This is a genomic window from Roseiflexus sp. (assembly GCF_057785375.1).
In genome coordinates this window covers 43,322-65,164 of record NZ_JBYNRX010000058.1, presented here as the reverse complement: position 1 = coordinate 65,164, position 21,843 = coordinate 43,322, and the positions used below count along the sequence as shown (strand labels likewise).

Below are 21,843 nucleotides of genomic sequence, written 5' to 3'. Positions count from 1 at the left end.
GTGTCTGAGGCAGCACAAGAGGCGAGAAATCAGACAATGGAACTGTTAGGAGTCGGACCGGGCGAAATCCTGCTGATCCTGGTGATCATGCTACTGGCTTTCGGTCCGGAACGTCTGCCTGAATTCGCACGCCAGGCCGGGCGCTTCATCGTGCGGGTGCGCGACTGGATTCAGCACTCACCCGATGCGGCGATGGTGCTGCGCGCACGTGCGGAACTCGAGAGTGAATTACAGGCGATTCGCGCCGAACTGACGCGCGAGGTCGAAAGCGTTCGCCAGGACTTGCAAAATGTGCGATCCGACCTGGCGGACGCCGGAAAATTGATCGAGCAGTCGGCGCAGGAGGCTGCCAGCGCCTCGACAATCGAACTGCCTGAGGTGACGAGCGAAGAAACGCCCTCCATCCATCCGCCTGCATCTGCAACGGCTGATCAGTCGCCTGTGCCAGCGCTTCAGAGCGCTGACGGCGCCGCTATGCCAGCGACTCAGGGGGCAGACGGTATTGCCGCCCAGGCGGTTCAACGTGCGGATGGCGTGGCAGCGCCAGTCGTTCAGGCGGCGGATAGCGCCGCAATGCCGGAGTTCGAGGTCGATCCAGGTCCAATCGGCGCGCGCCGCGCGCGGATTGCTGAGGTCTCGGCAGCACGAACATCTGCTGCGCCTTCGCCAACACCCACCATCGCTGGCGGCGAAACGGTTGCGCGCGGCGCGCGCAGCGCACCAGCATCACCGCCATCACCGCCAGTGCGCACCGACGCCGATGACTCGCCATTTGCTGCCGATATGGCGCGGATCGATGCCCTTAGCCGTCAGATCTCGTCCATCGCGGAAGAACTTGCCCGCCTGCGTGTGACCCTGCTGCAACGCATGGCGGAAGAAAAACGGCGTCAGAATCATGGCGACTCCGCCGCAATCAATGAGTCGGCATCGCGCAACGGGGCAGTCGACGCTGACGACTCGCTGCATAATAACCCTGCATCGCCTGCCGACGAACCGGCGCTCGCCGACGACACCCCGGCGACGTTGCACCGTGTCGATTCATCATCCTGAGAGTGTGAACCGATGGAGTTTACATCGACACAACTGATTATCGTCATCAGCGTTCTCACCGTCCTCATTCTGCTGCCTCTGGTCGTCATTTTGCTGGTGCGCCTTTTCATCAAAGATGAAGCGCCTTCTGAAGGCGAAGAGGTTGTGTCGAACCTGACCGAGTTCAACAATATTGGTGATGTCTGGCGCGCTTTCGTGCCCCATCTGGTCGAACTGCGCAATCGCATGGTCAAGGCGCTGATCGCAGTTGCCATCGGTACGATGATCGGGTTTTGGATCGTCAACAGTCCGATGCTTCTGGGTGATCCGCTGCCCGTTTTTCTGGTGCGTCACCTGGCGCCGCCTGGCACACAGTTGCAGGGCATCGATACCGGCGAGGTGTTCTTTGCCTATATGCGCATGGCGCTGGTGGTCGGCATCACCCTGGCGATGCCGTTCGTGCTCTATCAGATCGTGGCGTTCTTCCTGCCGGGGTTGTTGCCGCACGAGAAACGGGTGCTGTTCATCGCACTGCCGTTCGTCGCCGAACTGTTCATCGCCGGCGTGGCGTTCGGGTGGTTCTTTACCGTCCCTGCTGCGCTCGGCTTCTTGCTGGGGTTCGGCGTCGATGGAACGACGATCATCACACAGCCGCGCGTTGATAGTTTCATCGGCACGGTTGCAACCCTGCTGCTCTGGAATGGTCTGATCTTTCAATTGCCTGCGATCGTGTACGTCCTGGCGCGGCTTGGCGTCGTCACGGCAGCGCGCCTGGCGGCGACCCGCCGGTATGCGATTGTGGTTATCTTCATTATCGCTGCGTTCATTACACCCACCGGCGACCCCTACAATCTCCTGTTGCTCGCGCTTCCGATGTATCTGCTGTACGAACTGGGGATCATTCTGGCGCGTTTCGTTCCCAAACGCCATACCGATGGGGAACAGGCGACGGCGGCGCCGACGGGGTAGGCTGGGCGCAGGGGACGGTCACCCGTGGCGGATGAGGCGTGTATGGGCAAACGCTGATGCCACTGGCGATTTCCCGATTGCTGCGCCAGCCGCGCAGGGGACCGTCACCGGGGGAGGCGGGCGTTCCCAGGGTGCTGCGCCAGCCGCGCAGGGGACCGTCACCGGAGGATGCGGGCGGTTTTCCAGATTGCTGCGCTAGCCGCGCAGGGGACCGTTGGCGCAGGTGACGGTCACCCGTGGCGGATGAGGCGTGTATGGGCGAACGCTGATGCCACTGGCGATTTCCCGATTGCTGCGCCAGCCGCGCAGGGGACCGTCACCGGGGGAGGCGGATGCTTCCCAGGGTGCTGCGTCGACCGCGCAGGGGACCGTCACCGGAGGATGCGGGCGGTTTTCCAGATTGCTGCGCCAGCCGCGCAGGGGACCGTTGGCGCAGGGGACGGTCACCCGTGGCGGATGAGGCGTGTATGGGCGAACGCTGATGCCACTGGCGATTTCCCGATTGCTGCGCCAGCCGCGCAGGGGACCGTCACCGGGGGAGGCGGATGCTTCCCAGGGTGCTGCGTCGACCGCGCAGGTGCTGCGGCGCAGGTGATGGTCACCCATGGCGGGTAAGGCGTTCACGGGCGAACGCCGGTGATGCTTGAGGTTTCCGAGGCGTCGCTTCAGCCGCGCAGGTGACCGTCACCGGGGGAGGCGGGCGTTCCCAGGGTGCTGCGTCCGCTGCGCAGACGCCCGTCACCGGAGAATGCATGGCCGCCAACGCCGAACCCAACCCAGTAGAGCCCGCAGCATCCACCGAATCCCGGCAGATCGATGAGATCGTCGCTGCTGTGCTGGCGGCGCCAAAGTACCGCGCCATCGATCCGTCGCTGGTGCGCACGCTTGCAGCGCGCGAACTCGCCGCGCACAGGAGCGTCAAGGCATCGATTAAGGCGACCAAGAACAAACTGCATCAGATTACCGGCGCTTATGTCGAGCAACGGATCGATGTCGCCGGCTGGATGCAACGATTGCAGGCGCACGATGTTCCCCGCCTCGCGACAGCATCGGAGGAAGCGCTGATTCAGGCAGCGCTGGCAAACCCGCATGGCGCTCATCTTGGAGCGTCGTTCATCAGAGCCTCTCTCGATCTGATGGTGCGCCATGCCTCCACCCGTGAACGTTTGCCAATTGTGCAGCGTTTTTATGCCGAAATCTTCGCTACTCTCCCTCCTATCCGGTCTGTCCTCGACGTTGGGTGCGGGCTGAACCCGCTCGCCATTCCCTGGATGCCGCTCGCGCCCGATGTCGTCTATCACGCCAGCGATATCGACAGCACCATTGTCGAATTCGTCGCCCAGTATCTGGCACTGGTCGGCATTCCCGGCAACGTCGAGGTGCGCGACCAGGCAGGCAATCCGGGTGGTCCGCCGGTCGATCTGGCGCTGGCGCTGAAACTGCTGCCGGTGCTGGAGCAGATCGAGCGCGGCGCGGCAGTGCGGTTGCTCGATGCCCTCGATGCGCCTTACGTGCTGGTTTCATATCCCGTTCACACGCTTGGCGGGCGTCGAAAGGGGATGGGCGCCGCCTACGAACGGCAATTGGAAACGATCATCGTCGGTCGGCAATGGGAAATGCGGCGGTTTGCCTTTCCCGGCGAACTTGCCTTCTTGATCAGGAAAGGAAGCAGGCAATCATGGAAATCATCGGCGTCATCCTGCTGATTGTTGCGGGCATCTGCCTGTGGGTCCGGCGTCGGCGGCAGGCAATGCTCACCACCATTGGATCGACCGAGACGTATACCGCTGCATTGCTGGAAGACATCTACCGGCGGGTTGCAACGGCGGTCGGCGCCGATGCGCTGGCACAGCGCTGCGAGGTCAGCGGCATTGTCGAAATGGATGCACCGCTTCTGGGCAAAGTCAGTAGTGCCATGTGCGCCGCCTATCGCTTCACCATCAGCCGCGAGTACGAAGAGACCGTCAGCGAAACCGATCCGCAGGGGAAGACCCAAACGAAGGTGCAGCGCGGCAGTGAGGTGATCGAAAGCGGTGATGTGCGTACGCCGTTCTATGTGCGCGATGAGACCAGGCGAATCCTGATCGATCCCGAAGGAGCGGATATTGATTGGCAGAATACGGCGTCGATATTCGAGCCGGCGAATGATCCGGGATTCGCGCGCCGCCAGATGCTGGGGGTGCGGCGCACCGAACAGGCGCTGCCGATTGGCGAGCGAGTGTTCGTGCTGGGGCACACCGTGGATCGTGGTGGACGACCGGCGCTGGCGCGCGGACCAAAAGGCGAAAAGATGATCATCAGTCGCAAGAACGAGCGCCAGTTGATCACAAAGATAGAACGTAGTGCGCGCAACCTGTTGATCGTTGCTGTGATCTGCGGTGCCGTGGGTGTTGTGTTGCTCGTGTGGAGATTGCTCACGTGAAACCGAGCGGGATGGTTGCTGGGTGCGGGAAGGTTCCCGCCGGAGAAGCGGGTATTCCTACCCTGTCGCATGATCGTGGATTGCGGTACCATGCGAATGCGGAAAGAATGACACCATCCGAGGGAGGACGCCTGTATGGGTAAGAATGTGATAAAGTTGTTTGCGTTGATGGCGGCGTTGACCGCTCTGTTTCTTGTGATCGGCAACGCGCTGGGCGGAACATTCGGTCTGATCATTGCCGTCGTGCTTGCAGCGGTTATGAACCTGGGGGCGTACTGGTTCTCCGACAGCATCGTGCTGCGTATGGCCGGTGCGCGTGAGGTGAGCCGTGAGGAAGCGCCGTGGTTCTATCAGATCGTCGAGCAGCAGATTGTACGCGCCGGGCTGCCGATGCCAAAGCTGTACATCATCGATGAAGATATTCCGAATGCCTTCGCCACCGGTCGCAGTCCAAGCAAAGGGGTGGTGGCGGTCACCACCGGCATCAGCCGCCTGTTGACGAAAGAAGAGCTGGCGGGGGTCATCGCGCACGAACTGGCGCACATCAAGAACCGCGATACGCTGATCTCGGCGGTAACGGCGACCATTGCCGGCGCTATCGCGGCCATCGCCGACATGTGGATGTGGAGTCAGATTTTCAGCATGTTCACCGGCGGCGATAACGAGGAAGGCGGCAATCCGATCGGCGAACTACTGCTGGTCATTGTCGCACCGATTGCAGCAACGTTGATCCAGCTTGGCATCTCCCGTGCGCGCGAGTTCCAGGCGGACGAACTCGGCGCGCGTATTCTGGGTGACCCGCTGCCCCTGGCGAGTGCGCTGGAGAAGATCGAGTGGGCGGCAAAGCGTGGTTTCATGCAGATGAATCCGGCGACTGCCTCGCTCTACATCGTAAACCCGCTGAGCGGCGCGGGCGGCATGATGCGCTGGTTCAGCACCCACCCGCCAACCGAGGAGCGTATCGCGCGCTTGCGTGCAATGGCGCGTCAGGGCAGCGGACGTGGCGCGCTGGCGGCGTAGATGGCTCAGGACGATATTTCGTGGAGCGCAGGCGGCCCGCCGGTCGCCTGCGTCTTTTTGCGCTAGAATAGGGGTCAGGGGTTGAGGGCTAAGGGTCAGGGGTTGCACAATGATGGCGGAGACCGAGGTGGAGCATCGCGCTAGCGAGACGCCCAAGATGTACTGGCAGGTGTTGTTGCGTCTACGCTGGTTGCTTGGCGGCACGATTGGGCTGGCATTCGCGGTTGGGCGCATGATCGAAGCGCTGTGGTTCGATCCCAATGTTCCGACCATGCGCGTCCTGGGTTATGTGGCAGCCTGGGGATTGCTTGGCGGGCTGGCGGTCTGGTTGACGCTGACGTGGGTCAGTCGCCAGGAGCAGCGCTACCAGGCCGGGCTGGAGCAGGCATTGCGCGACCAGCAGCGCGCCTACAGTCAACTGGCGCTGCTCAGCGAGGTCAACCGGCGGATCGTCGACTCGGCGACCCTTGACGAAATTCTCGATGCGGCGCTCACCTTCCCGCGACGACTGGTTCCGGCGCGCGCCACTGCAGTACTGTTACTCGACACAACGGGAATCGTCGAGACGCGGGCGCACGGTGCGCCGACGGATGAGCTGACCCGTCTGCGCAAGACGTTACGTATTGCCGATCAAATGGCGAGCAGTCGCCACCCGCAGATGCTCGCAAGCGCCGATGGCGCCGATGTCTGTCTGGCGCTGCCGCTCCACGATGGTATGGCGCTGCTTGGGTGGATCGAATTGCACCTCGAGCGACCGATGACCATCGCACAGGACGAACTGGCGTTGCTGGAAACGATCACCAATGAGATCGCCGAGGCAATTGCAAGCGCGCGGCGCCGTTCGCGCGAAGAGCGGGCCATCTATCAACTGGAACGCGCCATCGCCGAGGAGCGCGCCCGCATTGCGCGTGATATTCACGATGGAATCGCCCAGAGCCTGGCATTTATGCGCATGCGCATCGATCTCTGGAATGAATGGATCGAGAGCGATCCGCAGCGCTTGCGCGCCGAATTGATGGAATTGAAAACGACGCTGCGCGAGCAGATCCGCGAGTTGCGCCGAGCGATTTTCGCACTGCGCCCGGTGCAATTCGACGAACTCGGTTTCGTTGGCGGGTTGCGCCGCTATATCGTCGAGTTCGCCGGTCAGCATAGTTGGGATATTCATGTCGATCTGTCGGGGACGCCATCGACGACGTCGCCGGAAGTCGAAGCGGTGGCGTTCCGTGTTGTGCAAGAGGCGCTGACGAATGTCGCTAAACATGCAGCGGCGACGCGGGTCGAGGTGTTGATTGGTCAGGCGGACGAAGGGCTGCAACTGATCGTCCGTGATGATGGTCAGGGGTTCGATCCAGGAGCACTTCCCGAAGCGCCAGGTCATGTTGGTCTGCGCCAGATGCGCGAACGCCTGGCGGCACTGCGAGGGCAATTGATTATCTTATCGCGTCCGGGCGCCGGCACGGAATTGCGCGCGTGGATACCGCTGCTGTCTATTGAACGTTGAACGTTGAACGTTCAACGTTGAACGTCAGACGCCGAAGGATGTAACCACAGAGACACAGAGGACACAGAAGTTGAAGGATGAAGAAGATTAAGCGTCGAGATTTTTGTTTCCTCGCCTTCGTTATTCGATGATTCACTATTGAGGACATGTATGAGTGACGATCTTATTCGTATTCTGCTTGCCGACGATCATCGCATGTTTCGCCAGGGGTTGCGCGAACTGCTGGAGCGCAAAGGCGGGTTCGTCATTGTCGGCGAGGCGTCGACCGGGCGTGAGGTGCTGACGCAGGTGGCAGCGCTGCAACCGGACATCGTGCTGCTCGACATTCAAATGCCGGAGATCGACGGCGTTGCGGTTGCACGGCAACTGGCGCAGGCGCATCCGGATGTCAAGGTCATCATGCTGACGATGTATCGCCAGGATCAGCATCTCTTCGAGGCGATCAAAGCCGGCGCTCGCGCATATCTGCTGAAGGATGCCGATGCTGATGAGTTGATCGATGTCATTGATCGGGTGCATCGTGGCGAAGCGGCGCTCGACCCCACTGTTACACTGCGGGTATTCGATGAATTTCGCCGCCTGAGCGTCGATCAGGACGCTGAACAATTGACGGAGCGCGAGCGCGATATCCTGACGCTCCTGGCTGAAGGGCACGACAATCGCACGATTGCGCAGCGTCTGTTTCTGTCAGAGAAGACCGTCGGCAACCGCCTGAGCGAAATCTTCCAGAAACTTGGCGTCAGCAACCGCACGCAGGCGGCGCTGGTGGCAGTGCAGCGCGGGCTGATCGCCCCGCCGAAAACGGACACGATGGAGCAATAGCCTACCGGAAAATCGCTACGCAGTATGCGGCTGGGGAGGCGAAGGCGCTGTCTGCGTCTACCTGACAAGCCTTTTCGGATAGGCTTTTACGGAGCGATCAACCAAAACCTAGACCATCAAGGACGTAAAGTGGCGGACGTTGGCTTCGACAGGCTCAGCCAACGTCCGCTGCAAGACGGTCAGCGAGGGCTTTCGCCCGTAGCGCCCCGGCGTCTCGCTGCGCGCCCTGGCAGTATGGTACGAATGACCGCGCATGAGCATTAGATGCCGTAGATGGCGCGCGTTATCGCAAAGTAGATCGGCAATCCCAGCGTCAGGTTGAACGGAAACGTAATCACCAGCGCGGCGGTCAGGTAGTAGCCGGGGTTGGCTTGCGGCAGCGCGATACGTACTGCGGCAGGCGCCGCAATGTACGATGCGCTGGCTGCCAGCACTCCAAGCACCATGCCGCCTCCCGGCGACAGGCCTACGAGATTGCCGAGCAGAATGCCGATGGCGCCATGCAGGATCGGCATGACAATGCCAAACCCGATCAGGAATCGTCCAGCTTTTGCCACGTCGCGAAACTGACGTGCAGCAACCATGCCCATCTCGAGCAAGAAGAACGTCAATGCGCCTTTGAACGGATCGACGAACAGCGGCGCCACCTGCGCAAATCCTTCCTTGCCCGCCGCTGCACCGATCACCAGGCCGCCGAACAGCAACAGGATGCTCTTGCCGGTCAATACTTCATGCAGCACACTGCGCCATGATCCGACCTGTCCAATTCGCATCCGCGCAATAACCAGTGCGACAATAATGCCCGGGATTTCCATCACAGCCACCAGCGCCGGCACAAACCCTTCATACAGCATTGGAATGCTTTCCAGAAACGTCAGACTGGCGCTGAACGTGACGGCTGATACCGAGCCGTAGTGCGCGGCAATGGCGGCTGAGTCGGCGACGTCGAATTTCCCCAGTTTGCGCAGGATGGCATAGCACCAGACCGGAATGGCAGCGCCGAAGAGGAGCGTCACCAGGATCGGCGCCCATAACTGCGCCAGTGGTGTGGCGGAGAGTTCTGCGCCGCCTTTCAACCCGATCGCCAGCAGCAAGTAGATCGAGAGAGCCGTGTACAATGCGTCGGGAAAGTGGAGATCGCTTCGCACCAGGGTCGCAACGATGCCGAGCAGGAATGCCAGCGCCATCGGCGAGAGCAAGTTGAGACGTATCAGTTCGAGAAAGTCCATAGCAGCGTTTCCTGTCGAAGAGCCTGTATCATCGGCGATCCGTCGTGCACGATGTGACAGGCTCAGGCGTCGTTCCTCATTATAGCGATGGCGTATACGCAATCAGTTCATTATGCACGATGTTACCGGATTACACGAACCGCTGATACCGGTTCTTACCGCCGTCCTGGCTACCCTTCCGCATCCTGATGGTCCTCTGCTTGATGTGGGATGCGGCACGGGCGCCAAAGCATCATTACTGCGCACGACGCTCGATTTAGAGTCTAGCCGGAAAAGTTCGCCGGGCAGGCGAAGGCAGTGCCTTCGCCTGCCCGGTCGCACTTCAGTCAGCGATTGTTCGGATAGGCTCTTAGCGGCGCCGCTCATCGGTCTGGATTGTGATGCAGCGGCATTGCGGGAAGCGGTGACGCGCGGTGAATTGCTGGCTATCGCCGCTGATGCGCACGCGCTGCCGCTGCGCTCGGCGTGCTGCGGCGCGGCTGTGTGCATCGCCACGCTGGGGTTACTGCGCGATCAGCGCGCGGCGCTGCGCGAACTGCGGCGTGTGGTGCGCCGTGGAGGATGGGCGCTAGTCGTAACGGCGACAACCGCCTGGGTTCCGTGGTCGGCTGATATGCGCAATTGGATGGCACGGCAGTGTGACCCGCCCGGATCATTGCTGTTGACAAATCCGGAAATGGCTGCCGATCTCGGTGCGCTGTTGCAGGAGAGCGGCTGGAACGAGGCGCGTACCGGAGCATTCGTGCTCGAAGCGAACGACGACTCCGGTCAACCGGTGTTGCCGCTGCTGACGCACGAGGCGGTGCAGCGCCATCTGACGCCCGCAAAAGGGCGCGAGTACGATGAACTCGTCGCACAAGCGGATCTTGAGATTCTCCCGTTGATACTGGCGGCAGTAGGCGTGTAATACTAATGCGCGGGCATTCGTACCATACCGCCGGGCCGCTGCGGGCGAAAGCCCGCGCTGAGCACGCGGTTCGACCATGCTCACCGCAAGTGGAAGCCCCGCCGGGGCTGCTGATGCCAGCGCGCAGTCTGCGTTCCACGGCATGCCTGCCGGTGTGCGTTGACCGTTGCGCCCTGCCCAACACGCGCGAATATCTTGTCTGACGGACCGTAAGTTAGTATGAGCATGCCGCTTCACACACAAAGGCGCGGAGACGGCAAACATTGGCCCTTTGCGCCTTCGTGTGCGGGTTTGCTCGGCATACAACGGCGCAGAGGCGCGACAAGCGGGGGACGTTTCTCTTTGAACCTGTGCGCCCTGGCGCAAGATGCCCATCCAGGCAGCCGCTTACCGGTGCTGACCTGTGGCATGTTCCGTCTTTCCATTGCTGCGGGACGGCAAAGCCGGCAGGGTTGAGGCAGCCTGGCGCCACGCCTGGATGCCCCAGATGACCAGCGCGGTCGCCGCTGCCTCGTCGAGGTTGCCGACAACCGGCAGAGCATCGGGAATCAGCTCAAGGACGCCAGCAGTCGGATTGATAAGGTAGATGACGCCAAGCGCCACGGCGCCAAACGCTATCAGACGACGCTGCCAGGGACGATTCATCGGAGACCTCTTCCTGATAGAAGCTGATTTTTACTGTCAAAATGACGTTGAGGGGGTACGAAAAGTTGCACGCTGAGCGCGTTCCTGTGATCGTTGTTGGGTAGGCGAAGGCAATGCCTTCGCCTACCCGGTCGCACTTCAGTCAGCGATGTTTCGGATAGGCTCTCTGTGCAGGAAGACCGCAGTGCTTCACTCACACTGACACCTGCCATTCACACACCCATGGTATACTGCCGCGTATGCCCGCACTTCCTGATACATTAGCCACCCGTCACGGGATCGTACCACTGCCCGCCTTTCTGCCGGATGCCACCTTCGGCACGGTGCGCGCCGCCGATGCCGGCGATGTGCGCACTGCCGGGATACGTGCGCTGGTAATGAATACGTTCCACCTCATGCAGAAACCGGGTTCGTCGACCATTCAGGCGCTCGGCGGGCTGCACGCAATGACCGGCTGGAACGGTCCGATCATGACCGATTCGGGCGGGTTTCAGGCGTACTCGATGATCCGCCAGAACCCGAAACAGGGGCGCATCACCGACCAGGGGATCGTGTTTCAGCCGGAAGGCGCCGGGCGCAAGTTTCAGTTGACGCCGGAGAAGTGTATTCAACTGCAACTGGCGTATGGCGCCGATATTGTGGTCTGCCTCGACGATTGTACCCACGTTGATGACTCGCCGATCGAGCAACGCGCCTCGGTGCGGCGGACTATCCGTTGGGCGTTGCGGTGCAAACAGGAGTTCGAGCGCCAAATGGCAATGCGCCGTCTTGGCGACCAACGACCGCTGCTCTTCGCCGTGGTGCAAGGGGGCGGCATTCCTGAACTGCGACGCGAATGCGCCGAGGCGCTGCTTGAGATCGGGTTCGACGGATACGGCTACGGCGGGTGGCCCCTCGACGCACAGGGGCGCCTGCTGACCGATATGCTGGCGCTCACCCGTGAACTTATCCCGTTGCATCTTCCGCTCCACGCGCTCGGCATCGGTCACCCGGAGTATGTGGCGACGTGCGCGCGCATGGGGTACCGCCTCTTCGACAGCGCTCTGCCGACACGCGACGCGCGCAACGGGCGACTCTACGCCTTCACCACCGATCCGCACGATCCGGGGTTTCGCCTGGATGACCGCTGGTTTCACTACGTGTATGTGGAAGACGACCGGTATATCAAAACCGATACGCCGGTTTCGCCCGGCTGCGATTGTTATACCTGCACCCGCTATTCCCTCGGCTATCTGCATCATCTGCAAGCCATCGGCGAGACCCTCTTCTATCGCCTGGCGACGATTCACAATCTCCGGTTTATGAGCATGCTGATGGGGCTGCTCCATAACAGACCGTCATCTGCGTCTGCGGAGCGCGAATGACACGATGCCGGCGATCACTCCTGCCAGGAAGAATGCACCCCCCAGCAAAAAGATGGCATTGGCGATTGACGAGTGGAACGCATAGCGCGCTGCCAGTTCCGGCGGCGGGTCCTGATAGGGAATCCCGGCGAAGATGACATTGTATACGCCACTTATCACGATCAGGACGACTCCAGTGCCGATCAGCAGCAGATGCCAGTATGATTTCATGGCACAACCTCGCTTGTGAGCATGATTCCTTGACCGTGATATAGAACAGTACACAAAGAAGAACGTCCAAAGGATGGACTCTTGCAGTCTTGCGTCCTCGACGCTGCTCCCGGCGAGCGAGCAAGCCGTTCGTGGCAGTTTTCGAGACTTCGACTCGCACCGCCTGCGCAGTCCTCATTGCGCCGCAACACCCCCCTGAAATGCCAGCAGCGCTCCACGGTATTTTCTTCTCTGTTCCTGCCTCTGTTGATATGCACGTCGCCAGAACACGCCCATGTTCACCCGTAACATTTTGCCGATTTCTGTGTTTCTGGATCGAATATCAGCGACACAACACCTGTAAGCAGAGGAGGAGTATCAATGATTTTCGTCGAGGTGATTGGTCACGCAGCAGCAGCACTTGCGTTTGCTTTCCTGACAGGGTTCGTCATTATGCGCCGTCGAAAACTGGCGCGAACACTGTCCCGGAATGCGACCATCGCCTATCGGGCGATTCTTATCGTAAGCAGCACCGTGGCGCTCATCCACGCATACTATGCCGTTGACAGCGCCTTGTTCGGCAATGCCCTCTCTCCGTCCGATCCGTTGTATGTCGCGCTCCATTCGCCTGCGCTGATTGCGTTGAGTGTTGTTTTGCTGTTTCTGGTCAGCGTCAAACTGGCTGCCGAACGCAGTCCGCGTCCGCGCCGCATTCTGGCAATCGGCGCCCATCCCGATGACCTGGAGATCGCCTGTGGCGCGACGCTGGCAAAGATGCGCGATGCCGGTCACGATGTCTATGCGGTGGTACTGACATGCGGCGAGGCAGGCGGCGATCCGGCGACGCGCCTGTACGAAGCGCATCACGGCGCCTCCTTTCTCGATGTCAATGAAGTGGAAGTGCTCAATTTCAACGATACCGCACTGGCGGAACAGGTCAATGAAATTACGCGCGCCATCGAATCGCGCATTCGAGATTATAAACCTGACGTCATTCTGACCCACTCGGCGCACGACCAGCATCAGGATCACCTCGCCGTTCATCAGGCGACGCTTCGCGCTGCGCGGAATCACAGCGCCATCCTGTGCTACGAAAGCCCGTCGGTCACGCGCGATTTCCAGCCGACGTTCTTCGTCGATGTCGATGGGTATCTTGATGTGAAGATCGAGAGTATTCGCACCCACGCCGATCAGCGCGGCAAGCCGTATGTCAGCCCGGAACGGGTGCGTGGGATTGCCGTGTTCCGTGGCGGACAAGCCAAAACGCGCTACGCTGAAGGGTTCGAGGTCGTTCGAGCGCTTGCGTCGGCACTGGGAGATATATGATGATAACCATACTGGTCACGGGTGTTGGCGGTCCTGCCGGGCAAAGCCTGGCGCGCCAGTTGATCGAGCGCGGCTATCGGGTCGCTGGCACAGATATGCGGTCCATCGACCTACCCGGTGTGATGGTGTATCGCGTGCCAGCCGCCAGTGATCCGGCATTCGTCGCAACTTTGCGCGCGGTAACGATGGAAAGCGGCGCTGCACTGGTCATCCCGACGGTCAGCGAGGAATTGCCCATCCTGGCGCGCGAAAAGGATTGGCCCGCCCCGATGGCGCTGGCGCCGTGTGAGGGGGTGATGCTGGCGAACGATAAATGGCTGACCTGGCAGCGTCTCGCCGAGTGCGGGATTGCCGTCCCCCGCGCCATGTTGCCAGCGCACATCCAGAGCGCCGAACACGTCGCGCAGACGATTGGCTGGCCCTGCCTCGCCAAACCGCGTGTTGGACGCGGCGGACGCAATGTACTCTTGTATCAAGAGACCGACTTCGATGCGCTGCGTGCGCTCGATGGTCACGTCATCCTTCAGGAGTTCATTCCGGGGGCGGAGTATGCACCAAATGTGTACATCCGTCGCAGCGGTCCCGACATTGTTGTGCCGTTGCGCAAGACTGCGCTCAAGCAGGGTGTGGTCGGCAATGCGGTGAGCGTCGTTCATGAAGACGCACCTGATGTAGCAGCGCTCGCATGTGCTGCGGCTCGTGCGCTGGGTCTCTTCGGCGCGCTCGACATCGATATTCGCCGTCGCGACGATGGCACGCCTGTGGTGCTGGAGATCAATGCACGTTTTGGCGCCAATAGCGCGTATGCGCCAGAAGTCCTGAGCGCATTGCTCGAGGAGATCGGTTTACCGCAAGGAAGAGCGTGACTCTGCCCGCCTTTCCCTGACGCCAGGGGGCAGGGTTCTCTCAAGGGGAGATTGTTCTGGCACGCCCGTTTGTTGCATCGCTCACTTTCGGCATTGGGACGCCGGTGCAGGCGCGGTTCGGCAGGCTCACCGCAAGGGGCGCCGCCTTGCCCGAAAATCCCCTCTCCCGCAGTGCGAGAGAGCGGCAGGGGAAAGGGCGAAGCAGGGCGTGGGGATGAGGAGTACGATGATAGACATTCTGAGTCTGGTGTTCATTATCCTGAGCATCCCGCTTTTGTGGAGTGGGCTGCTGAATCTATGCTACATTCCGCTCTCGCTGGTGTTCGAACTGCGGCGGTTGCGCCGGCGGCCGCAACCGGACGAAACGACGCCGATGGTTTCGATTGTTGTGCCCGCTTACAACGAAGGGCGTGTCATCGTTGCCTGCGTCGAGTCCATCCTGGCTTGCTCTTACCCAAACAAAGAGATCATTCTGGTGAATGATGGTTCCACCGATGATACGCTTTCACATATGCGGCGTTTCAGCAATCGGAAGAATGTCATCATTGTGGACAAGCCCAACGGCGGCAAGGCTTCGGCGCTGAACGCCGGTCTTGCGCACGCGCGTGGCGAGTTTGTCTTCTGCGTTGATGCCGATGGCATCTTTACCGAAGATACCATTCCTGCGATGCTGCGCGCGTTTGACAGCCCCTACGTCGGCGCGGTATGCGGCAGCGACGCACCGGTTAATCTGGATCGTCCGCAAACGCATCTGGCAGCCATTCAAACCCATGTCGGCACCGGCTTTGTGCGTCGGGCGTTGGCGCTCATTGGGTGTCTGCCGATTGTATCGGGCAACATCGGCGCATTCCGTCGCAGCGCACTCGTGAGAACCGGCGGGTTTCGCCATGGGTTGCTTGGCGAAGACCTCGAACTGACCTGGCGAATGCATCGCGCCGGATACGATGTGCAGTTTGCGCCAGATGCGCTGGTGCTGGCAGAAGTTCCCTCCACGATACGCGGTTTGTGGAAGCAGCGTGTGCGTTGGGCGCGCGGCTTTGTGCAAACGGCCTGGCTACACCGTGATATGATCGGCAACCCGCGTTTTGGTCCGATCGGTCCGTTTCTGGCGCTCAATTTCTTCAATATGGTCGTGGTTCCCACTCTTCAGTTGAGTGCGCTGGCATCGCTGCTTGCGCTCCTGCTGAGCGGCGCTGCTCCGGTCGGATGGACGCCGCTCGGCATCCTGGTCTGGGTCGGGTTGTTCCAGACATTCGCCATCGCTTTGTTTGCGCTCGTGCTCGACCGCGCCTGGCATCACGCGCACTACCTGTACGCGGTCATTTTCTGGTTGCCCTATTCGTTCCTGCTCAGCCTCGCCATGATGCGCGCGATCTATCTCGAACTGCGCCGCGCCGAGCAGCGCTGGAACAAACTTGAGCGCGTCGGCATCGGCAGACCAATCGCTGCTGCACCCGGCGGCAGGATGACGCAACGTCTCGAACCGCTGTCGGGAGCACACACAATGGCGCTTCGATCAATGAGACTGGAGGTTTGGATGGCATATGCCCGGCATCTGGCGCTGCATGGTTCGTCGCAGGCGAGCAAAGCGCTGAGCATGGTTATCGAGAGGGTGCGACGCTACCGGAGCAGGATATGAGATCTCTTTTGATTGCACTGGTCCTGACAACCATGCCGCTCGCATCCTGCCTGCCAGAGGCATTAGCATGTTCCGACACGACTGAACCATCGCCGGTTACGGTCTCGTTGCCCGCATCGGCGACATCGCCGATCCGTGCCATCAGTCTCGATCTCTCCGATCTGGCGCAATCATCAGCAGAACTGAACCGACTCGAACGGCGGATGCAGCATGCTGGCGTCAATATGGTCGGTCTCAGCGCCGGGCGCATCGATTGGACCGGCTTTCGCTGGAGCGGCAGAGAGGAACGCTGGTCTGCCGGGGTGCGTGAGCGTGAACGCGATTTGCTGGCGGATGCGACACTGCGCTTTGGTCGCTGGGCGCACATTTCGGCGATTGTCGATGTCTTTGCGCCGCGTTATCTGCAAGCACGGCCTTCGCAACGCGCGCTCGACGCCGCCGGTCGCCCTGTTCCATACCAGGCAAGCACGCACGCCCTCGTCAATGGCGCCTTCGGTAACGAGCTGATTGCCATGATCGACTATATTGCCCGTCACTACGACGTGGATTCCATCTCGCTGACCGAGTTGTTCTACTATCAGGAGGGGTATGGCGCCGACGATCTGGCGTTGTACCGGGCGCACAGCGGTTGGCGCGACTGGCCCCGCACCTCGCGTGGTTTGATCGACGTCGACCACCCCACCATTGGTGCGTGGCGTTCGGCAATGGTTGCCCGCTTCGTCGAACGCGCGGCGCGCGTTGCGCATACCCACGGGAAGCAACTCTTCGTCGATGTGCGGATTGATTGGGATGCGCCACAGAACGAGGGACAGCGCAGCGGACACGATTATGCACTGCTTTTGCAGCACGCCGATCGTCTGGTGCTCTGGAATTACTTCGGTCTGAATGGGGCATCGCCGGAGTACACCCGCGACATTGCGCGGTATGTCCAGCGCTATGGCGCAAACCGGATCATCATTTCATACGGCTTGTGGGCCGATCGCGGCGTCGCAGTGCGCGCGACAGACCTGCAACGCGCCATGATCGCCGGGCAGGAGGGCAACCTGCCGCATGCCTGGATTACTCCGGTCCGGCTGATGAACGACGATCACTGGCAAGCGATCACGTCGGTATGGCAGAATGCAGCGCAGCGCCCGCCACCGGCTACACCACCACGATAAGCGCCAGATCATTGACGTTGGTCTGCGTGGGACCCGGTCGCAGGAGATCATCCAGCGCCGCGAAGAACGGATAACTGTCATTGCGCGCCAGCGCTGCGGTTGCATCGATTCCCAGCGCCGCCGCGCGCGGGATCGTCGCATCGCTGACCACCGCGCCGGCGGCGTCGGTTGGTCCATCGCCGCCGTCGGTCGCCAGTGCGACGAGGAGCGCGCCCGGCGCACCGGCAAGGTCGGCGGCTGCGGCGAGCGCCAGTTCCTGATTGCGCCCGCCACGACCGTCGCCCCGTAGCGTGACGGTTGTTTCACCGCCAGCGATCACGCATGCCGGGCGTGGGATTGGCTGATTGCTGACCGCAATCTCGCGGGCGATGGCAGCCAGCACACGCCCGACGACTCGCGCTTCGCCCTGCAGGAAGGTGGTCAACAGCAGGGTGTTGAACCCTTCGTTGCGCGCGGTTGTCAGCGCCGCTTCGACTGCCAGGCGGTTGCTGCCGATGATCAGGTTGTGGACCCGCGCCAGCGCCGGATCGCCCGGCTTTGGCGTTTCGGCGATCTCGCCGCGCGCACCGCGCTGCAATCGATCCAGAATGGCAGCCGGCGCCTGATCGGTTACACCGTACCGTCCGAGCACGCCAAGTGCATCAGCGAACGTGGTCGGATCGGCGACGGTGGGACCGGAAGCGATCACGTCGAGCGGATCGCCGACAACATCGGATAGAATGAGGGTGGCGACGGGGGACGGCGCTGCCAGGTGTGCAAGCCCGCCGCCTTTCAGGATGTCGAGATGGCGGCGCAGCGTGTTGATCTCATTGATCGATGCGCCGCATGCCAGCAACAATGTGGTCAGGCGTCGCAGGTCATCGAGCGTGATCCCCGGTGCAGGGCGCGTGAGCAGCGCCGATCCGCCGCCGGAAATCAGCGCCAGCACCAGGTCGCGTTCGCCGGTGTGATGCAGCAGATCGGCAATCTGTTCGCCGGCGGCGACCCCGCGCGCGTCGGGAATTGGATGCCCGGCTTCGAGCACCTCGACGCGCGGACGTAATGCCGCCATGTGTTCGGCGGCGATATGGCCTTCCTTGACGACGACCACGCCGCCGGTCAGTCGCTCGCCAAGGATGTCGGCGACAGCGGCAGCCATTGGCGCACCTGCTTTGCCCGCCCCAACGATCCAGATGCGGTCGAACGTGCGAAGATCGTACACCGCATCGCCGATGTGGAGGCATTCGCCAGTGCGCCGCAAGCAGCGACGCACGGCGGCGCCCGGCTCGACGGCGGCGACGGCAGCGGCGAGGATGCGCGTCACAGCGGCGCCGTGCGGCAGAGCGCGAAGCGTGCCGGTCAGGAATGATTCCGGGTTCATGCCGCGTCCACCAGCGCCTCGAAGCGGTCAATATCGTTCCGGATAACTTCGAGGCTAGCGCGCCAGAACGCCGGCGCGCGCAGATCGAACCCCAACTGCGCCGCCAGTTCGATGGGGCTTGCCAGCCCGGTCGAAGCCAGCAGGTCGTCGTAACGCGCCTGAAACGCTGCGGGGGCGCGCTGGTACTCGGCATACAACCCCAAACCAAACAGCAGTCCGAACATGTAGGGATAATTGTAGTAGGAAAACCCGCTGCTGTAGTAGTGTCCCTTGACCGCCCACATGAAGGGGTGCAGCGTCTGCTCGTCGATCACGTCGCCATACGTCTGTTTTTGCGCATCGGTCATCAAGGCGCACAGTTCCGACACCGAAAGATCGCGTGCTGCGCGCTGCTCGAAGAGCGCCGTTTCAAACAAGAAGCGCGACGTGATATCAACAACCACCTGACAGGCGCCGCTGAGAAACGCCTCGAGAATTTCGAGCGTCTCATCGCGGCTTGCGTCCTGCAGGGCTGCATTGCGCACAATCGTCTCGCAAAAGATGCTCGCCGTTTCCGCCAGCGTCATCGGCGTGTCGCGATTGAGCATTGGATGCTGCGCCAGGTTCAGGTTGTGGTAGCCGTGCCCGAGTTCGTGCGCCAGCGTGAACATGCTATCCGCCGTGGCGTCGTGGTTCACCAGGATGCGTGACTCATCGCGCCGCAGCGACATGCAGAAGGCGCCGCCAACCTTTCCGGCGCGTGGTTCGGCGTCGATCCAGTGTTCGCGGAACGCTCGTGCGGCAAACGCACCCAGGCGCGGTGAGTAGCGCGCAAATTGGGTGACGATAAATGCCTCGGCGTCGCTGAACTGCCAGCTTCGCCCACTGCTGCCAACCGGCGCGAAGAGATCATACCAGGCGAGACGTTCAACGCCGAGCAACCGCGCTTTAGCGCGCAGATACCGCTGAAAATCGGGGAAGAACTCGCGCGCGGCGGTCATCATCGCATCGAGCGTGGCGCGGTCGATGCCATTGTCGAACAGTGAGGCGTCCAGGGGGGATGCCCAGCGCCGGCGATGACCAAGCGCCAGGACCTGCCCTTTGATGCTGTTGAGCGCCGTTGCAATCGGCAGGGCTGCGCGTTCCCAGGCGGCAAGTTCGGCTTCGTGCGCGCGTCGCCGCACCTCGCGATCCGGGTCGCGCGCCAGATTGCGCACCTGGCTCATCGGCAGTTCGATCACCTGCCCATCACGCTCAATCGGGACCATAATTTGCGACGTCAGATTCTGGTACAGGCGCGCCCAGGCAATCCCGCCCGACAGATCGAGTTCTGCTGCAAGTTCTTCTTCCGCCGGCGACATCAGGTGACGGGCTTCTTCGGCGGCACGTCGCACCATGTAGGCATGGTCGCGTGCAACGGTCGAACGCCGGATCAGTGTCTCGATATTCAGTCCGCCAATCCATGCCGTTAATCGTTTCAACAGTTTTGTCAGTTTGACATTGTCCTGCATCAACAGGCTGAGCGTCGCCTGCGCCTGCTCGTTGCGCGAGTCAGTCGCAACAAAACCGTAGACATAGGCATGCAGCGTAGCAAAGCGTTCCAGCAGATCATTCAACGATGTGATAACGGTATCGAACGCTGCAATAGCAGCGTCATCCGTCGCCTGGTCGTCACGGCGATCAATGCCCAGGCGATCAAACAGCGCGGCGACATCGTCGAACCCCTGGCGTACCGCGGTCAGATCGCGGTTGAACTCCGGTGAGTCGAGCGAAGGGTAGACAACGGTCATATCCCAGTGGGGAAGGGTTTCACTTACAGACGTGGTCATCGGTCATTCCTCTGGCATTCAACGACATGTCCAGCAGCGGAAGATGATAAAGAACATGGTACCGCATCATCGGCAAAATATCGAATCGCTGTCATCTAGGGATCGGGGAGCAGGAAGTAGGGAGTAGCGTTCCAGGGGATCATTCATAACGCCTGCGCTCCCAGGCGATGTGGACGCCGACTGTTTCACACGCGGTTCAGCAAACGACGGATGCGCCGCAGGCGTGTTCCAGATACCGCAGGCGGCGGAAGGTTTGGAAAACCGCGAGGCTCCGACTCACCATCGCATCGGATGGCGCGGACTGCAAGGCTGCAACGATCTGCTGCGTCGCCTGGTTCAGACAGGCGTCCAGTTGATCGGCAGGCGCGCCGTGCGCGCGCAGGCGGCGAAATTCGGGTTCCCACGGCACACTGCACACATTGCGCGCGACGACCCCAATAATATCGGGGACGATGGCATTATGACGCAACCAGTCCAGCCCGAGGCAGAAAGTGACCGATGCACACGGCGCTCGTTCGATTGCCAGTTTCAACATTTCTGCTTCGTGACCAATTGCAAGGGTCAGCAGCGCACTATCATCCGGTTGCAGCGCATCGGCGCAACGCACCGGAACCTGCAACAATCCTGCCAGCACACGCGCCAGCGGTTCAGCCAGGCGATCAATCGGAACAACGCAGGTCAGGCGCCAGTGTTGCAATCGGGCAAGGTGCATGAGGCGATGAAGGCTCATGGCAATGTCGGGGTAGGTGAAGTGGAAGTCGGAGAACTCCTCGGGCCTGTTTCCGTCGTCGTGGGTCGATCCAAGATAGGCAGCGCCTTGTTCGGCGTAGAAACGCTCTCTGAACGAATGGACGACGCCGATTTCACGGTGGCGCTCGACCGCCTCAACGTACATCTGGATGCGAAGCCGGTCGATGTCGTGCGTGGCGTGAAGCAGAGCAATATGCAATGCCGTCTCCGCGTCGTCGTATGCGCCGAGGCGCAAGTGGCAGCGACCAATCAGCAGATGGAGGTTACTATCGTTTGGATAGCGCTGGCGGGTGATCTGAAGATGGTAGAGCGCCGCGTAGTCATCACCGTGCAGGAAATGCGCCAGCCCGAGTTGATAGTGCACCGCAGGGTCTTCGGCATCGAAGATCAGGCACTGCAGAAGCGCGTTGATGGCTTCGTCATATCTGCCGAGTTCGATAAGGATGCTGCCGATGTTGAAATACGCCAGAAATCCGCCTTCCAGGTTTGCGACGATACGAAACTCTTCCGCTGCCTTTGCCAGCAGACCGTGCCGATGGTAGTAATTACCAAGCGCATCGTGCGCCTCTGCGAGATGCGGGTTATGCTCCAATGCACGCCGATATTCTTCCACCGCCTCTTCAACGCGGTTCGCCTGTTCGAGCACCAGGCCGCGCTGAAAATGCACAATCGCCTCGTCGTAGTGCGGCTCGCCGAGCATAGCCGGTTCTCCTTCAATGTGGGCCGCGCAGGGATGGATGGCTTCTCATCAACTTCTCAGAATTATAGCATATGGGAACCGGCTTGCGGGAATTGAGAACCGAGAACCAAGAACCAAGAACCGAGAACCGAGAA

The 21,843-nt window shown here is 61.1% G+C and carries 20 protein-coding genes; 13 read left to right on the top strand and 7 right to left on the bottom strand.

Features of this window, described 5'->3' with window-relative positions; genetic code table 11:
- The first annotated feature begins 36 nt into the window (after positions 1 to 36).
- Both AC3EA7_RS10185 and tatC read left to right on the top strand, forming a co-directional pair.
- A complete protein-coding gene (locus tag AC3EA7_RS10185) occupies positions 37 to 1,050 on the top strand; it encodes a twin-arginine translocase TatA/TatE family subunit (protein ID WP_488613943.1) in 1,014 nt (337 codons plus the stop codon).
- Between the two features lie 12 nt (positions 1,051 to 1,062).
- The gene (gene tatC / locus AC3EA7_RS10180) at positions 1,063 to 1,998 is read left to right on the top strand and encodes a twin-arginine translocase subunit TatC (protein WP_488613942.1); all 936 of its coding nucleotides are present in this window, start codon (positions 1,063 to 1,065) and stop codon (positions 1,996 to 1,998) included.
- Between the two features lie 195 nt (positions 1,999 to 2,193).
- Here tatC and AC3EA7_RS10175 read toward each other — a convergent pair whose 3' ends face one another.
- Entirely contained in the window at positions 2,194 to 2,622 is a 429-nt protein-coding gene (locus AC3EA7_RS10175; protein WP_488613941.1) for a hypothetical protein, read from the bottom strand.
- A gap of 128 nt (positions 2,623 to 2,750) precedes the next feature.
- Here AC3EA7_RS10175 and AC3EA7_RS10170 point away from each other — a divergent pair, with 128 nt between their 5' ends.
- The 5 genes from AC3EA7_RS10170 (at position 2,751) to AC3EA7_RS10150 (ending at position 7,766) form a co-directional block, all read left to right on the top strand.
- On the top strand, positions 2,751 to 3,704 hold the full coding sequence (locus AC3EA7_RS10170) for a class I SAM-dependent methyltransferase (protein ID WP_488613940.1): 954 nt from the start codon (positions 2,751 to 2,753) through the stop codon (positions 3,702 to 3,704).
- Positions 3,677 to 4,420 (top strand): GIDE domain-containing protein, encoded by a 744-nt coding sequence (locus tag AC3EA7_RS10165; RefSeq protein WP_488613939.1) that lies wholly within the window; start codon positions 3,677 to 3,679, stop codon positions 4,418 to 4,420. The genes AC3EA7_RS10170 and AC3EA7_RS10165 overlap by 28 nt, the downstream gene beginning before the upstream one ends.
- A gap of 135 nt (positions 4,421 to 4,555) precedes the next feature.
- Positions 4,556 to 5,440 carry a zinc metalloprotease HtpX gene (locus AC3EA7_RS10160; RefSeq protein ID WP_488613938.1) on the top strand — a complete coding sequence of 295 codons (885 nt, stop codon included), beginning with the start codon at positions 4,556 to 4,558 and terminating at the stop codon, positions 5,438 to 5,440.
- Positions 5,441 to 5,549: 109 nt separating this feature from the next.
- The gene (locus tag AC3EA7_RS10155; RefSeq protein ID WP_488613937.1) at positions 5,550 to 6,944 is read left to right on the top strand and encodes a sensor histidine kinase; all 1,395 of its coding nucleotides are present in this window, start codon (positions 5,550 to 5,552) and stop codon (positions 6,942 to 6,944) included.
- A gap of 150 nt (positions 6,945 to 7,094) precedes the next feature.
- On the top strand, positions 7,095 to 7,766 hold the full coding sequence (locus AC3EA7_RS10150; RefSeq protein ID WP_488613936.1) for a response regulator: 672 nt from the start codon (positions 7,095 to 7,097) through the stop codon (positions 7,764 to 7,766).
- 260 nt (positions 7,767 to 8,026) lie between these two features.
- Here AC3EA7_RS10150 and AC3EA7_RS10145 read toward each other — a convergent pair whose 3' ends face one another.
- Positions 8,027 to 8,995, bottom strand: coding sequence for a sodium-dependent bicarbonate transport family permease (locus AC3EA7_RS10145; protein WP_488613935.1), 969 nt, complete (start codon positions 8,993 to 8,995; stop codon positions 8,027 to 8,029).
- A 112-nt stretch (positions 8,996 to 9,107) separates the two neighbouring features.
- Here AC3EA7_RS10145 and AC3EA7_RS10140 point away from each other — a divergent pair, with 112 nt between their 5' ends.
- Positions 9,108 to 9,902: a methyltransferase domain-containing protein gene (locus AC3EA7_RS10140; RefSeq protein WP_488613934.1), complete on the top strand. Its 795-nt coding sequence runs from the start codon at positions 9,108 to 9,110 to the stop codon at positions 9,900 to 9,902.
- 387 nt (positions 9,903 to 10,289) lie between these two features.
- Here the strand turns inward: AC3EA7_RS10140 and AC3EA7_RS10135 are convergent, their stop codons facing one another.
- The gene (locus tag AC3EA7_RS10135; RefSeq protein WP_488613933.1) at positions 10,290 to 10,547 is read right to left on the bottom strand and encodes a YkvA family protein; all 258 of its coding nucleotides are present in this window, start codon (positions 10,545 to 10,547) and stop codon (positions 10,290 to 10,292) included.
- Positions 10,548 to 10,786: 239 nt separating this feature from the next.
- Between AC3EA7_RS10135 and AC3EA7_RS10130 the strand changes: the two genes are divergently transcribed.
- Entirely contained in the window at positions 10,787 to 11,911 is a 1,125-nt protein-coding gene (locus AC3EA7_RS10130; RefSeq protein WP_488613932.1) for a tRNA-ribosyltransferase family protein, read from the top strand.
- Here the strand turns inward: AC3EA7_RS10130 and AC3EA7_RS10125 are convergent.
- Positions 11,885 to 12,121, bottom strand: a complete 237-nt coding sequence (locus tag AC3EA7_RS10125; RefSeq protein ID WP_488613931.1) for a hypothetical protein — start codon at positions 12,119 to 12,121, stop codon at positions 11,885 to 11,887. The genes AC3EA7_RS10130 and AC3EA7_RS10125 overlap by 27 nt on opposite strands.
- A 360-nt stretch (positions 12,122 to 12,481) precedes the next feature.
- Here AC3EA7_RS10125 and AC3EA7_RS10120 point away from each other — a divergent pair, with 360 nt between their 5' ends.
- From AC3EA7_RS10120 to AC3EA7_RS10105, 4 genes are all read left to right on the top strand, one after another.
- Positions 12,482 to 13,426: a PIG-L deacetylase family protein gene (locus AC3EA7_RS10120; protein ID WP_488613930.1), complete on the top strand. Its 945-nt coding sequence runs from the start codon at positions 12,482 to 12,484 to the stop codon at positions 13,424 to 13,426.
- Positions 13,423 to 14,292 (top strand): ATP-grasp domain-containing protein, encoded by an 870-nt coding sequence (locus tag AC3EA7_RS10115; protein WP_488613929.1) that lies wholly within the window; start codon positions 13,423 to 13,425, stop codon positions 14,290 to 14,292. The genes AC3EA7_RS10120 and AC3EA7_RS10115 overlap by 4 nt, the downstream gene beginning before the upstream one ends.
- Positions 14,293 to 14,518: 226 nt before the next feature.
- On the top strand, positions 14,519 to 15,931 hold the full coding sequence (locus AC3EA7_RS10110; RefSeq protein ID WP_488613928.1) for a glycosyltransferase family 2 protein: 1,413 nt from the start codon (positions 14,519 to 14,521) through the stop codon (positions 15,929 to 15,931).
- Entirely contained in the window at positions 15,928 to 17,091 is a 1,164-nt protein-coding gene (locus AC3EA7_RS10105) for a glycoside hydrolase family protein (protein WP_488613927.1), read from the top strand. The genes AC3EA7_RS10110 and AC3EA7_RS10105 overlap by 4 nt, the downstream gene beginning before the upstream one ends.
- Here AC3EA7_RS10105 and AC3EA7_RS10100 read toward each other — a convergent pair.
- The 3 genes from AC3EA7_RS10100 to AC3EA7_RS10090 all read right to left on the bottom strand — a co-directional run bounded on the left by AC3EA7_RS10100 (position 17,075) and on the right by AC3EA7_RS10090 (position 21,709).
- Positions 17,075 to 18,451 carry a glycerate kinase type-2 family protein gene (locus tag AC3EA7_RS10100; RefSeq protein WP_488613926.1) on the bottom strand — a complete coding sequence of 459 codons (1,377 nt, stop codon included), beginning with the start codon at positions 18,449 to 18,451 and terminating at the stop codon, positions 17,075 to 17,077. The genes AC3EA7_RS10105 and AC3EA7_RS10100 overlap by 17 nt on opposite strands.
- The gene (locus tag AC3EA7_RS10095; protein ID WP_488613925.1) at positions 18,448 to 20,259 is read right to left on the bottom strand and encodes a M3 family oligoendopeptidase; all 1,812 of its coding nucleotides are present in this window, start codon (positions 20,257 to 20,259) and stop codon (positions 18,448 to 18,450) included. The genes AC3EA7_RS10100 and AC3EA7_RS10095 overlap by 4 nt, the downstream gene beginning before the upstream one ends.
- 196 nt (positions 20,260 to 20,455) lie before the next feature.
- Positions 20,456 to 21,709, bottom strand: coding sequence for a tetratricopeptide repeat protein (locus AC3EA7_RS10090; RefSeq protein WP_488613924.1), 1,254 nt, complete (start codon positions 21,707 to 21,709; stop codon positions 20,456 to 20,458).
- Between the last annotated feature and the right edge of the window lie 134 nt (positions 21,710 to 21,843).